This is a genomic window from Streptomyces sp. NPDC051776, from assembly GCF_040681345.1.
In the GTDB taxonomy this organism is placed as follows: domain Bacteria; phylum Actinomycetota; class Actinomycetes; order Streptomycetales; family Streptomycetaceae; genus Streptomyces.
Genome location: NZ_JBFAYQ010000041.1, coordinates 24,038 through 36,687 on the forward strand (window position 1 = coordinate 24,038; position 12,650 = coordinate 36,687).

12 protein-coding genes are annotated in these 12,650 nt (G+C 69.8%); all 12 read right to left on the reverse strand.

Going from position 1 to position 12,650, the window contains the following annotated elements:
- Window positions 1-49: 49 nt before the first annotated feature.
- The 12 genes from AB0M26_RS25315 to AB0M26_RS25370 all read right to left on the reverse strand — a co-directional run bounded on the left by AB0M26_RS25315 (window position 50) and on the right by AB0M26_RS25370 (window position 12,462).
- Window positions 50-790, reverse strand: coding sequence for a hypothetical protein (locus tag AB0M26_RS25315; protein WP_365264143.1), 741 nt, complete (start codon window positions 788-790; stop codon window positions 50-52).
- Window positions 791-868: 78 nt separating this feature from the next.
- Window positions 869-1,420, reverse strand: coding sequence for a hypothetical protein (locus AB0M26_RS25320; protein WP_365264145.1), 552 nt, complete (start codon window positions 1,418-1,420; stop codon window positions 869-871).
- Window positions 1,417-2,703: an MlaD family protein gene (locus tag AB0M26_RS25325; protein ID WP_365264146.1), complete on the reverse strand. Its 1,287-nt coding sequence runs from the start codon at window positions 2,701-2,703 to the stop codon at window positions 1,417-1,419. Before AB0M26_RS25325 ends, AB0M26_RS25320 begins: the two co-directional genes overlap by 4 nt.
- A complete protein-coding gene (locus tag AB0M26_RS25330) occupies window positions 2,700-4,085 on the reverse strand; it encodes an MCE family protein (protein WP_365264150.1) in 1,386 nt (461 codons plus the stop codon). Before AB0M26_RS25330 ends, AB0M26_RS25325 begins: the two co-directional genes overlap by 4 nt.
- Window positions 4,082-5,239 (reverse strand): MCE family protein, encoded by a 1,158-nt coding sequence (locus AB0M26_RS25335; protein WP_365264151.1) that lies wholly within the window; start codon window positions 5,237-5,239, stop codon window positions 4,082-4,084. Before AB0M26_RS25335 ends, AB0M26_RS25330 begins: the two co-directional genes overlap by 4 nt.
- An 8-nt stretch (window positions 5,240-5,247) precedes the next feature.
- Window positions 5,248-6,252, reverse strand: a complete 1,005-nt coding sequence (locus tag AB0M26_RS25340; protein ID WP_365264154.1) for an MCE family protein — start codon at window positions 6,250-6,252, stop codon at window positions 5,248-5,250.
- On the reverse strand, window positions 6,249-7,277 hold the full coding sequence (locus AB0M26_RS25345) for an MlaD family protein (RefSeq protein WP_365264157.1): 1,029 nt from the start codon (window positions 7,275-7,277) through the stop codon (window positions 6,249-6,251). Before AB0M26_RS25345 ends, AB0M26_RS25340 begins: the two co-directional genes overlap by 4 nt.
- Window positions 7,274-8,590 (reverse strand): MCE family protein, encoded by a 1,317-nt coding sequence (locus tag AB0M26_RS25350; protein ID WP_365264159.1) that lies wholly within the window; start codon window positions 8,588-8,590, stop codon window positions 7,274-7,276. The genes AB0M26_RS25345 and AB0M26_RS25350 overlap by 4 nt, the downstream gene beginning before the upstream one ends.
- A gap of 3 nt (window positions 8,591-8,593) precedes the next feature.
- The gene (locus AB0M26_RS25355) at window positions 8,594-9,421 is read right to left on the reverse strand and encodes an ABC transporter permease (RefSeq protein WP_365264162.1); all 828 of its coding nucleotides are present in this window, start codon (window positions 9,419-9,421) and stop codon (window positions 8,594-8,596) included.
- A 3-nt stretch (window positions 9,422-9,424) separates the two neighbouring features.
- Window positions 9,425-10,195 (reverse strand): ABC transporter permease, encoded by a 771-nt coding sequence (locus AB0M26_RS25360; protein ID WP_365264164.1) that lies wholly within the window; start codon window positions 10,193-10,195, stop codon window positions 9,425-9,427.
- Window positions 10,192-11,187 (reverse strand): ABC transporter ATP-binding protein, encoded by a 996-nt coding sequence (locus AB0M26_RS25365; protein ID WP_365264166.1) that lies wholly within the window; start codon window positions 11,185-11,187, stop codon window positions 10,192-10,194. Before AB0M26_RS25365 ends, AB0M26_RS25360 begins: the two co-directional genes overlap by 4 nt.
- Before the next feature lie 111 nt (window positions 11,188-11,298).
- Window positions 11,299-12,462: a sigma-70 family RNA polymerase sigma factor gene (locus AB0M26_RS25370; RefSeq protein WP_365264204.1), complete on the reverse strand. Its 1,164-nt coding sequence runs from the start codon at window positions 12,460-12,462 to the stop codon at window positions 11,299-11,301.
- Between the last annotated feature and the right edge of the window lie 188 nt (window positions 12,463-12,650).

Consider the following 12,650-nt stretch of genomic DNA (forward strand, 5'->3'; position numbering starts at 1 on the left):
CACAGCGTGAGTGACGCTTGCACGTCGCAGCGTGCGTGACGCCTGCGCGTCACAGCGCGTCGACCGCGCTCACCTTCCACCCCCCGGACGTCCGCTGCAGCGTCATCCGCACCCGGTTGAGGTCCAGACGCGGTCCGGAGACCTGCGTGGAGTTGGTGACCTGGTTCATGAACAGCAGCACCACGACCTTGTCGGCCGAGCCGGACACCACCGACGCCGCCGGTGCGTCACCGGAGGAGGGCGTCGCCACCGTGGCCTTGACCACCCCGTGGTAGCGCTTCGCGGTGGGCGCGACCACGCTCGTGGTGGTCTTCGCGTACTTCTCGCGGAAGGGCCCGGTGAGATGGCGCTTCGCCGCGGCGAAGTCCCGGTCGAGGTGCCGGTAGTCGTACGACAGGATCTCGGGCGCCGCCTTGCGGGCGGCGGCCAGCGCTTCCTTACGGGCGGTTTCGGCACGCCCGGCGTCCCGGTACTCCCAACCGAGGACCGCCGTGGCGACCAGAGCCGCTACGGCGAACAGTGCCAGGCCGGCGCTCAACAAGGCGTACCGGCGGTTCCGTTCGGGCCGCTCGGCACCGCCTTCCCGGTCCGCGGCCTCGGAATCCTCGATCCCCGGCTCGCGCCCCTCTGCTTCGTCGGTCACGGTGCCGGCGCGGTGCGGCGGTGCCGACTGCTCCCCGGCGGGCCGCTGGGCCTTCTCGGCCCGTCTGGCCGCGGCACGGGCGGCCGCGGCGACGGTACGCGAACGGTGGGTGCCGCTTCCGGCACCTCGTACGGACAGCTTCGTCACGGTGTCTCTCCTCCCAGGCCGTCTCTCACAGGTCTGCGGGTCTCGGGTGTCACGCGGGTCGGGCCGGTGCCGTCGGGGTCAGCCGACGAACTCTACGTCGGAGGTCAGCCAGCGCCCGCCCTCGCGCACGAGGTCGAGCTGCAGCCGGTAGTTGCGGGCCTGCCCCTTGGGCGCGGCGACGTTGCTGACCTTGCTGTCGCCCACGACCAGCACACGGGCGGAACTCTCGTCGGCGGTGATGATCCCCGCCTCCAGCACCTGTCCCTGGGACACCGACTTGTTGGCCGCAACCAGTTTGGTGAGCTGCTTGTTCTGCTGGGCGAACTGTTTCTTGAACTCGCCCGTCGCCCCGTCCAGGACGTGCCGGCTGTCCCGTTCGTAGTGCCGGTAGTCGAGCGAGGTGAAGTTGAGCACCGATTGGCGTGCGGCCGCCAGGACCTCCTGACGCCGCAGTTCGTCCCGGTGGTGCTGGTACTTCTCCAGACCGAAGTAGCCGGCCAGGGCGGCCAGCAGGATTCCGGCCGCGGCGAGTACGGCGGGCAGCGCCCTGCTGCGGCCTGCCGTACGGGCGATCCGGGCCAGGAGGCGGAGCGGGGGCCCGCCTGCGCGGGTCAGGAGTCGGACGGTCATGCCATCGGTCCCATCGGTCCCACGAGCAGCCATTGCCACGAGTCCCTTCCGAACACGGTCTGTTCACCGCCGGTCGAGCCGATCGCGACGGTCTGTCCATGCGGCCCGGCGGCCAGGCCGGACGCGGGGTCGTACGGCGCCACGTACGACGCCCGGTCGGCTGCGCTCCCCCCACCCGAACCGGCGCGGGGGGCATTCTGCGCACCGCGGACCGACGTCTCGCTGCCGCGCGGAGCCGTGCAGCGTGCCGAGGTGTTGGCCGGCCGCTCGCTGGTGTCCGAGGGGGCGCGGTGCCGTGTGCCGTAGCCCTGCCGGCACGCCGGCGGGTCGTCGGCGTTGAGCACCATCCCGAAGTGCGAGGTGCCGTCCCCGGGGAGCACGGTGAAGCTGCCCGCGACGGCGACCGGGAAGGTCACCAGCGTCTGTTCCAGGCCGGGGAGGCGAGCCGCGGTGACCTGGCCCCCGCTGATCAGATTGCCGAGCAGGACCGGCAGGGCCCTCTGGTTGGCCTTGAGCAGCGAGTCCAGTTCGTGCGCTGCGGAGGTGCCGCCGTCCACCAGGCCGCGCAGGTCGCGGTCGCTGTTCTTCAACTGCCCGCTGAGATCGGCAAGATCGCGGGAGAAGGACTTGATCGCCGAGCCCTTGTCGACCTGCGTCTTGAGCACCTGCTGCGAGTCCTCGATCAGGGAGATCGTCTGCGGCAGAGCGTCGCTCGCCTCCCTGACCAGGGCGTTGCCCGAGTCGACCAGACGGCTCAGGTGCGGTCCCGTGCCGGCGAAGGCGTCGCCCAGCTCGTCGACGGTGATCCGCAGCTCCTTCTTGTCGACCGACTCCACCAGCCGGTCGAGGCCCAGGATGAGCTGGGTCGTCGGCAGCGGCGTACGGGTGTCCCGGCGCGGGATGGTGCTGCCGTCCTCCAGGTACCGGCCGGTCCCGGCGCGCGGCTGCAGGTCGACGTACTGCTCGCCCACCGCCGAGCGGTTGGCGACCACGGCGAGGGTGTCGGAGGGGATGCGCGGGCCGTCCTTGATGCGCAGCTCCACCGAGACGCCGTCCGGCCCGTCCAGGCGCAGGTCGCCCACCCGGCCGACCGGCACACCGCGGTAGGTCACTTCGGCGCCGGAGTAGATACCGCCGGAGTCGGCGAAGTCGGCGTGCACGGTGTAGTCGCGGTCGAAGATGCGGTCGGCCAGACCGGCGTACTCCGCGCCGACGTACGAGACGCCCACGGCGGTGACGGCGGCGAAGGCCAGCAGCTGGGCCTTGACCGTACGGGTGATCACGACAGCATCCCCTTCGTCAGCAGCTCGGCGAGAGCCATGTCGAGACCGCCGGGGTACGCCGGGACTCCGGCGCCGTGGGAGCGGTACGCGGCCTGGATGCCTGTACAGACCGGCGGGCACAGCACGTCGTCGCCGCTGGGCGGTTCGGGGGCCGGGTCGTTCGTCCCGCCGCCGTCGCCCCCGCAGCCTGCGGACGGCAGGCAGGGCAGCGAGGAGGGCTCGGCCAGGCCGGGAAGGCCTGGCAGGTCCGGCAGTTCCGGCACCTCGGGCTCGCCGGGCTTCTTCTTCCCGCCGTCGCCGCCACCCGGGGAACCGGGCTTCTCCGGCTTGTCGGTGAGGTTGCCGTACAGACTCTTCAGATCGAGGTCGGCGGTGATGTGCAGATTGGTGTAGTCGCCCTTGATGGCGTCGGCGGCGTTGCGCGGGAAGGGGTACGTGGTCAGCATCTCCAGCGCGTTGGGCAGGTCGTTGCCCGCGGCGTTGAGCTTGCTCAGGATGGGCTGCAGGTTCCGGAGGTTGGCGACGACGTCGTCCCGCGAGGCGTTGACCACGTGCGTGCCGACCTTCCCCAGCTTCGACAGGGAGCGCAGCATCCTGGTGAGGTTGCGCCGCTGGTCGGCCAGTACCTTCAGGGCGGGCGGCAGGGTGTCGACGGCCTGCCCGATCGTGGCCTTCTCGGTGCGCAGCCGCTTGGCCAGCCGGTCGACGCCCTTGATCGCGCGGACGATCTCCGAGCGCTGGGCGTCCAGACCGCCGAGGAAGGTGTCCAGTTCGGTGAGCAGGTTCTTGACCCGGTCCTCCCGGCCCTCCAGGGAGTGGTTCAACTCCTTGGTGATGGTGTGCAGTTGGGCCACGCCACCACCGTTGAGGAGTGCGGAGAGGGCGGAGAGCACTTCCTCGATCTCGGGGGTACGGTCGCTGTGCGAGACGGGGATCTTGTCGCCGTCCGCGAGCGTGCCCACGGACTGGACGCCGGTCGGCCGGGACAGCGCGACGTACTTCTCGCCGAGGACACTGGTCTGACGCAGTTCGGCCACCGCGTTCTCCGGCAGTTTCACATCGTCCGAGATGCGCAGGCGTACGCGGGCCTGCCAGCCCTTGAGCTCCACCTTCTCCACCGCGCCGACGGTGACGTTGTTGACCTTCACGGCCGACTGCGGCACCAGGTCCAGAACGTCCCGGAACTCGACGGTGACGTGGTAGGAGTCGTCGCCCGATGCCGCGCCGCCCGGGAGTTGCACGTCGTAGAGGCCGTTGAACTCGCAGCCGGAGAGCAGCACCGCGCCGAGCGCCGCCCACAAGGCCGCGGTGCGCCGGGCTCCCGCGGCGAGGCGGGTCGCCCGCCGGGCCGGTTCGCGCGTGGTCGCGCACCGGGCGGTCATGCGCGGGCTCCCAGAATGCCGCCGAGCGTCCGGTCCACCGAGGCGGTCCCCGATGCGGGCTCCACGGCCCCGGTCAGCGGATCGGCGGACGGCAGCTCGGGCAGGGAGCCGAAGAGCCCTTGCAAGTCCCCGCAGTCGGACTTCTCGCCCGTCGACTTGAGCAGGGCGCAGAGCAGACTGCCCGTGTCCTGGGGCTGACTGGCGTTGTTCCGGGTGTCCAGCGTGCCGGACGAGGGGTTGTACGCGTTGGCCAGATTGCCGAGGCCCGCGGGTGCGACGTCCATCAGCTCCTCCAGCGCGCCGCGCTGCTCCACCAGTACGCGCGTCACCTCGCTGAGACCCTTCACGTTCGAGGTCAGGGACTTGTTGTTGCCGCGGACGAAGGCGGCCACGTCCTTCAGGGCGACGGCCAGGTGCTTGAGCGCGGCCGCCAGGTCCTTGCGCTCGCCGGAGAGCTGTTCGGCCACACCGGCGAGGTTGTCGTTGAACGTCCGCACGCTCCGGTCGTCGGAGGCGAGGGCGGCGGTGAAGACCTGGAGGTTCCGCACCGTTCCGAACAGGTCCTTCCGGCCGTCGGACAGGGTCGAGACGGCCAACGAGAGATCCTTGACCGTTCGGTGCAGTTTTCCGCCCTGCCCCTTCAGGTTGTCCGCGCTGACGCCCAGCAGCCGGGAAAGCGAACCGTCCTTGTTGGCGCCGCGCGGGCCGAGCGCGTCGGCGGTGGTGTGCAGGCTGTCGAAAATGCGATCCAGCTCGACGGGTACGGCGGTCCTGTGCAGGGGGATGACGGCGCCGCTCCGCATCTCGGGTCCGCTGCGGTAGACGGGCAGCAGCTGGAGGTAACGGTCGCTGACCACCGAGGAGTTGACGATCGCGGCCTGTGCATCGGCAGGCACCTTGCGGCCCGGCTCGTACTCCAGCTCCACCCGGACCCGCTTGCCCTGCGGCGTGATCTTCTTGACCTCGCCGATCCTGATGCCCAGGACACGGACGTCGGAGCCGGGGTAGATGCCGACGGTGCGCGGGAAGTACGCGGTCACGCGGACCGGGTCCGGCTTCGGCCAGAGCACCACGACCAGCGAGGCGATCAGCGCCAGTGCCAGAACCACCGCCACACGGCGCGCGGTGCTCCGGCGCTTCGCGGCGATCCTCATGGAGGCCCTCATCGTGATCCTCCCAACGGTGTCTGCGCGGAGCCGCTGCCGCGGGGCGACGCGGGGACCGCGACGAGGTTCTGGATGTAGCTGTCGAACCATCGGCCGTTGCCGAGGGTGTTGGTGAAGACCCGGGCATAGGGGGCCAGCAGCTTGACGCTCCGGTTCAGGCTCTTCTCGTTGCGCCGCAGCATCTCGACCACCGTGTTGAGCCGGGTCAGCGCCGGCCCGATCTGCTTGCGGTTGTCCTCGACCAGGCCGGATAGCTGGACGCCCAGCGTGGTGGCATTGACCAGCAGGGTGTGAATGACCCTGCGCCGCTTGCTGATCTCCTCGAACAGCGCGCCACCGTCCTTGATGAGCTTGGTGAGTTCCTCGGAGCGGTCGGAGAGGACCCCGGTGACGCCGTTGGCGTGCTTGAGGAGGTCGCCCAGCGCCTTGTCGCGCGAGGCGACGGTCCGGGACAGCCGGGACAGTCCCTCGATCGACGCCTTGACCTCGGTGGGCGAGTCCTTGAACGTCTTCGAGACGGTGTCGAGCGCGGTGGCCAGCTGCTTGGTGTCGATCTTCTCGGTCGTGGTGGTGAGGTCGCTGAACGCCTCCACGACGTCGTAGGCCGAGACCGTACGGTTCAGCGGGATGTGGCCGCCCGGCTCGAGCTGGCCCGGACCTTTCGGTTCCAGGGCCAGGTACTTGGCCCCGAGGATCGTCTTGATGCGGATGGCGGCGCCGGTCCTGGTGCCGAACTTCGGGTCGCCCTTGACCCGGAAGGTGACCTTTACGTGGTCGCCATCGAGGTCGACGTCGTCGACCTTTCCGACCTTGACCCCGGCGATGCGGACCTCGTCACCGGACTTGAGGCCGCCCGCCTCGGAGAAGGCGGCGCTGTAGCTCTCGCCGTTGCCGATCAGGGGGAGGCTGTCCACGTTGAACGCAGCGGTCACCATCAGGGCGAGCGTGGCGAGGCCGGCGGCGCCGATCGTCACGGGGTTGCGTTCGCGGAAGGGGATCACCGGCCGCACCTCGCCTCGTCGACGTGGAGGCGGGGCGTGATCGCCTTCGCGGTGTCCGGCAGGACCACCCGTCCGTCGAAGTCGCACAGGTAGAAGTTGAACCAGGAGCCGTAACTGCCGGTGGCGGTCAGCTTGTTGAGCTTGCGCGGCAGCCGCTGCAGGACGCCCTCCACGGTCTTCTCGTTGCGGTTGAGCGTTCCGGTGAGCCGGGACAGCTCGGAAATATCGGACTTCAGCGCCGGGCGTCCCTCTTCCAGCAGACCGGAGGTCGCGCCGGACAGGTCGCTGATGCCGACCAGGGAGGAGCCGATCGCCTTGCGGTCGGCGGAGAGTCCGGAGATGACCCGCTGGAGCTGCTTGAGGAGACCGGAGAAGCGCGTGCTGCGCTTGTCCAGCGTCCCCAGGACCTCGTTGAGGTTGTTCACGACCGAGCCGATGAGTTCGTCCCGGTCGGCGAGGGTGGTGGTCAGCGACGCGGTGTGGGCGAGCAGGCTGTTGATGGTGCCGCCCTCGCCCTGGAGGGTCTTGATGATCTCCAGCGCGAGCTGGTTGACGTCCTTGGGGCTGAGCGCTGCGAACAGCGGCTTGAAGCCGTTCAGCAGGGCGTTGAGATCGAGGGCGGGCTGTGTCCTGGAGAGCGGGATCGTGGTGCCCGGCTGCATCTTCCGGTCGGCCCCGGCACCCTCGGTCAGTGCGATGTACCGCTGTCCCACGAGGTTGCGGTACCGGATGACGGCTCCGCTGGAGGAGAGCAGCGACCGGTCCCGGGAGACGGTGAAGGTCACTTCGGCCCGGGTCCGGTCCTTGATGGCGATGGACTCGACCTCGCCGACCCGAACACCGGCTACGCGGATGTCGTCGCCGGTCTCCAGGCCGGTGACGTCGCTGAACACCGCCTTGTAGGTGTCCGAGGAGGTAAACCGGATGTTGACGATGGTGGCCGCGAGCAGTGCCGTCGCCACGAGCGTGACCACGGCGAACAGCGAGAACTTGATCAGCGGTGCGGCCGTCTCCCGTGCCTTCATGCGACGCTCACCGCCGTTCCGCGGGCCATCGGGCCGAAGAGCAGAGTCGCTACGGCGGGCACCCGGTCGGCGGAGACACCCATGACGGGGGCGACGAGCGAACCGACGAGCCGCTGTTCTTCCTCCGTGGCGGTCACCCGGCTCAGCGGCCCGGGGGCGGACGCCGAACCGGTGCCCTTCGTACCGTCGTTGAGCTTGATCCCGGGCGCCGGGACGTGCGGGTTCGGCAGGCCACGGCAGTTGGGCCCCGAGCGATCGGCGTAGCGCGGTTCCTCGCCGGGCCGGTAGGCGGACCGGGGCAGGGCGACCTCCAGGGTGATGTGCATCTTGCCGCCCTCGAAGACCTGCTCGGCCAGCGGCTCCGACTTGACCAGACCGCGCAGCAGGCAGGGGTATTCGGGCGCATAGCGCGCGAGCAGGGCGAGGGTGGGACGGGAGACGCGGGCCAGGCCGATGAGCCGGTCGGAGTTCTCGTCGAGCACGTTCTCGGCGGTGCCGGCGAAGGCGGTTGTGCCGGTCAGCGCCGAGGCCAGGGCGTCCTTCTTCTCGACCACCGTTCTGCTCGTGGTGATCGTGTTGTGGAGCATCCTCAGCAGGTCGGGGGCCGCATCGGCATAGATCTCGGCGGTGTCGGCGAAGCGGGAGATGTCCTTCTTGATGGCGGGCATGTGCGGGTTGAGGCGGTGGAGATAGCGCTCCACTCGGACGAGGTTCCGGCCGATCTCCTCGCCCCGCCCGTCGAGCGCGGTGGCGAACGCCGACAGCGTGGCGTTGAGCTTGCCGGGCTGGACCGCACGGAGCAGCGGGAGCAGATCGTCCATGAGCTTCTGCAGTTCGATGCCGGCGCGGGTCCGGTCCTGGGTGATGACGTCCCCGGCGCGGATGGGCCTGTCGGAGCTGCCCTCGGGGACGACGAGGTCGACGTACTTCTCGCCGAACAGCGTCTTGGGCAGCAGCCGGGCGTGGACGTCCGCGGGGATGCGGTCCACGTGCTCGGGCTTGAGGGCGATGTCGAGCGTCGCCTTCTCGCCGTCGGCCGAGACGTGCCGGACCTCGCCCACGATCAGGCCGCGCAGCTTCACATCGGCCGGGGGCTCCAGCTGGTTGCCGACGGTGTTCGCGCGGAGGGTGATGGGCACCGCGGCGGTGAAGGCCTTTTCGTAGACGGCGACGGTCAGGGCGAGGAGCAGCCCGATGACGGTGAGGAAGACCAGGCCGTACAGGCGCAGGCGGGGCGCGGCCGGAGCGATGCGCACCGGTGCGGGGGCCTGCGCCTGGGCCTGCCGGGTGGGTTTCTGTGTCAGCGTCGTCATCGGCTATCCCGCGATCCGTACGGTCGTGGTGGCTCCCCAGATCGCCAGGCTGAGGAAGAAGTCGAGGATGTTGATGGCGACGATGGAGGTGCGCACGGCCCGGCCGACCGCGACGCCGACGCCGGCGGGGCCGCCCTTCGCGTAGTAGCCGTAGTAGCAGTGGACGAGGATGATCACGACGGCGAAGACGATCACCTTGCCGAAGGACCACAGCACGTCGACGGGCGGCAGATACTGCTGGAAGTAGTGGTCGTAGGTGCCGGGCGACTGCCCGTAGTAGCCGGTGGTGATCGTGCGGGCGGCGAAGTAGGAGGAAAGCAGCCCGATCACGTACAGCGGGATCACGGCGACGAATCCGGCGATCATCCTCGTGGTGACCAGAAAGGGCAGCGAGGGGACGCCCATCACCTCCAGCGCGTCGACCTCCTCGCTGATGCGCATCGCGCCGAGCTGGGCGGTGAATCCGGCGCCGACCGTGGCGGAGAGGGCCAGGCCGGAGACGAGCGGCGCGATCTCACGGGTGTTGAAGTAGGCGGACAGGAAGGCCACGAAGTTGGACGTGCCGAGCTGGTTGAGCGCCGCGTACCCCTGGAGCCCGACCTCGGTGCCGGTGAAGAACGACAGGAACGCGATGACGCCGACGGTGCCGCCGATGACCGCCAGCGCACCGCGGCCGAAGCTCACTTCGGCCAGCAGGCGCAGGACCTCCTTCTTGTAGCGGCGCAGCGTGCGTCCGGTCCAGGCAAGCGATCGGCCGTAGAAGGTGAGCTGCCCGCCCAGCTCCTCGAGGGAGCGGAGCGGAGGCCCGATGAATCGTTCCGACAAGGACATCGACTAACCCCTCTGCGGAACGACTTGGAAGTAGACCGCCGTCAGCACGAAGTTGGCGACGAACAGCAACATGAACGTGATGACGACCGACTGGTTCACAGCGTCGCCCACGCCCTTGGGGCCGCCTTTCGCATTGAGGCCCTTGTACGAGGCGACGATGGCGGCGATCGCCCCGAACACCAGCGCCTTCAACTCGGCCCAGTAGAGATCCGGCAGTTGGGCGAGTGTGGTGAATGAGGCCAGATAGGCCCCCGGGGTCCCGTTCTGCAGGACGACGTTGAAGAAGTAGCCGCCGGCGACGCCGACCACCGAGACCAGCCCGTTGAGCAGGACCGCGACACCCATCGAGGCGACCACGCGGGGAACGACCAGCCGGTGGATCGGGTCGATGCCGAGCACTTCCATGGCGTCGATCTCTTCGCGGATCTTGCGGGCCCCGAGGTCCGCGCAGATCGCGGAGCCTCCGGCGCCCGCGATGAGCAGCGCGGTCACGATCGGTGAGGCCTCGCGCAGGACCGCGAGGACCGAGGCCGCTCCGGAGAACGACTGCGCTCCCAACTGCCGTGTCAGGCTGCCGATCTGGAGTGCGATCACCGCGCCGAAGGGGATGGAGACCAGGGCGGTCGGCAGGATCGTGACGCTGGCGATGAACCAGGACTGCTGGATGCACTCACGGATCTGGAACGGCCGGCGCGGCAGGGTGCGCAGTACGTCCAGGGCGAGCGCGAACAGGCTGCCGGAGTGCCGGAGGGCGTTGGTGGGCGACAGGCTCATATGCGGTGCACCCCCGAGATGTGCACGGTGTCGTCCTGGCGCAGCTTCCGGAGCCGGTCCACCTGCCCCTCGTACTCGGCGATGTCGTTCCAGCGGGCGGAGCGGACGATGCCCGGGCTGGGGAGCAGGCGGGGGACCGAGCCCGCGCCCGTGGCGCCCTTGCCGCCCTGCGGGCCGCGGTGGTTGCCCGCGTCCAGCTCGGCCAGTTCCTGCTCGACCTGGGCCGCGTCCTTCTCCTCGGCCATCCCGATCGGGCCCTGCATACGCCCGTTGAGGAACTGCCGGACCACCGGCTCGTCGCTGACGAGCAGGTCCTCCCGGGGACCGAACATCACCAGCTCGCGGCGGAACAGCAGCCCGATGTTGTCCGGGACCTGGCGGGCGGAGGCGATGTCGTGGGTGACGATCAGGAAGGTCGCGTCGATCTGCGCATTGAGGTCGACGATGAGCTGGTTCAGATAGGCGACACGTACCGGGTCGAGACCGGAGTCGGGCTCGTCGAAGAGGATGATCTCCGGGTCGAGCACCAGGGCTCGCGCGAGACCGGCTCGCTTGCGCATACCGCCGGAGATCTCACCGGGCAGCTTCCCCTCGGCCCCGAGCAGGCCGACCATCTCCATCTTCTCGAGGACGATCTTCTTGATCTGGCTCTCGGACTTACGGGTGTGCTCGCGCAGCGGGAAGGCGATGTTGTCGTACAGATCCATCGAGCCGAAGAGCGCGCCGTCCTGGAAGAGGACGCCGAACAGCTTGCGCACCTCGTACAGGTCGTGCTCGCGCAGCCGCGTGATGTCCTGCCCGGCGATGTGGATCGAGCCGCGGTCCGGTTTGAGCAGGCCCACGAGCGTTTTCAGGAACACGGATTTGCCCGTGCCGGAAGGGCCGAGCAGGACTGAGATCTCCCCCGCCGGGAGAGTCAGTGACACGTCCTGCCAAATGACCTGGTGACCGAAGGATTTGGTCAACCCTTCCACGCAGATCTCGACGCCCATCCGGTCCGCCCTTCCGCCCAGGGAGCAGCACTGTCACCTGCTCTACGGAGGCGGGCGCCACGTCCGTCGCGTGGAGTCCGGATTTTTTACCGGCGCGTCAAGCGGCTGTGATCAGGGCTGGACACCGGTGTGCAACCCGTCCTCGGGAAGCGAGTCCGAGGGTGTCTCGGCGGGGTCACCGAGGCCGGCCGGCGGCTGGACCGAGGCGCCGGGCGAGGGAGGGTCCGCTTCGCCCAGTTCGGACAGGTCCGTGAGGTCCGACGAGCCGGAGGAAGGCGCGGGGACCGAAGGGGTCCCGTCGCCGCCGGCTCCCGAGGGCACCCGGGGAGCACCGGGCAGCTCGGGCAGGGACGGGGCCGACGGCACGGACTTGATGACGGACGGAATGTGCAGATCCGACGGCACGGCGGGCACGGACGGCACGGCCAGGCCCGGAAGCATCACCGCCCGCGGCAGCATCGACTGCACGTCCGCCGTCAGTCCGCCGAGCCCCACGCCCGTGCCGGGCCTGGGCTGCGCGGCCGAGGCCCCGGAGGAGACCGTGGAGAGCTCCCGTTCGTCGTCGGCCGACGCATCCGGGGTGCCGGTGGACGGCCGCGAAGGACCGGACTCGTCCGGCAGGAACGGCCGCTCGATCACGGCGAAACCCAGGACCGCCAGGGTCGCCGCGGTGGACACCAGCGTGGCCGCCTGCGCGGTGTGGCCCGCCCTCGGCCGCCCCCGCCCGCACAGCCACATCACGATCGCGAGCGTCCCGGCGAGGGAGTTGCGCAGGGTCCTGCGGGCCCGGGCGAGCAGCGACTCGACGGTGCGGTAACTCAGGCCCATCTTCCGGGCGACCTGGTCGACGTCCAGGTCCTCCGACTTCAGCCACAGGGCCTCCGCCTGCCGGGCGGGCAGGTCACCACTGCGGCCGGCCACCCACATCGCCTCCGCGCGGTCGCAGACCACCTCCTCGACGGGGGCGGGCGGCGGGGCGGCGAGCGTCGAACGACTGCCCACCTGGGCCTCGCGGTTGATCTGCCGGTACCGGTCGACGCAGAGCCGCATCGTCACCGTCGTCAGCCAGGCGCCGAGCCGTTCGTCCTCGACATGGGGGTTCTCCATCGCGCGCAGCATGGCCTCGTGCACCGCGTCCTCGGCGTCCTCGACGCTCATGGACCGGCGGCGCGCCACCTTCAGCAGCTCCTCGCGATGGCTCCACATGCGCGCCCAGCGCTCGTCCGAGCCGCCCTGAGAACCACCGGAGTGCGCGGGGTGAGTGTTCGCCTTCATCGGGTTCATCGGGATCCCTCGCACGTTCGAGATGACCGCGGCCCCCGGAAGCGCCGCCTCCGCTCAGAGGGCGCCGAGATTACCCCTGGGTACCCCCTGGTGGGAATGGGTGCGACAGCCCCCCGTGCCCGGGGCGGGCACGCCGGGAAGCCTCCGGCGTGTTCGAAGGGAGTGCGGGAGGGTGCGCG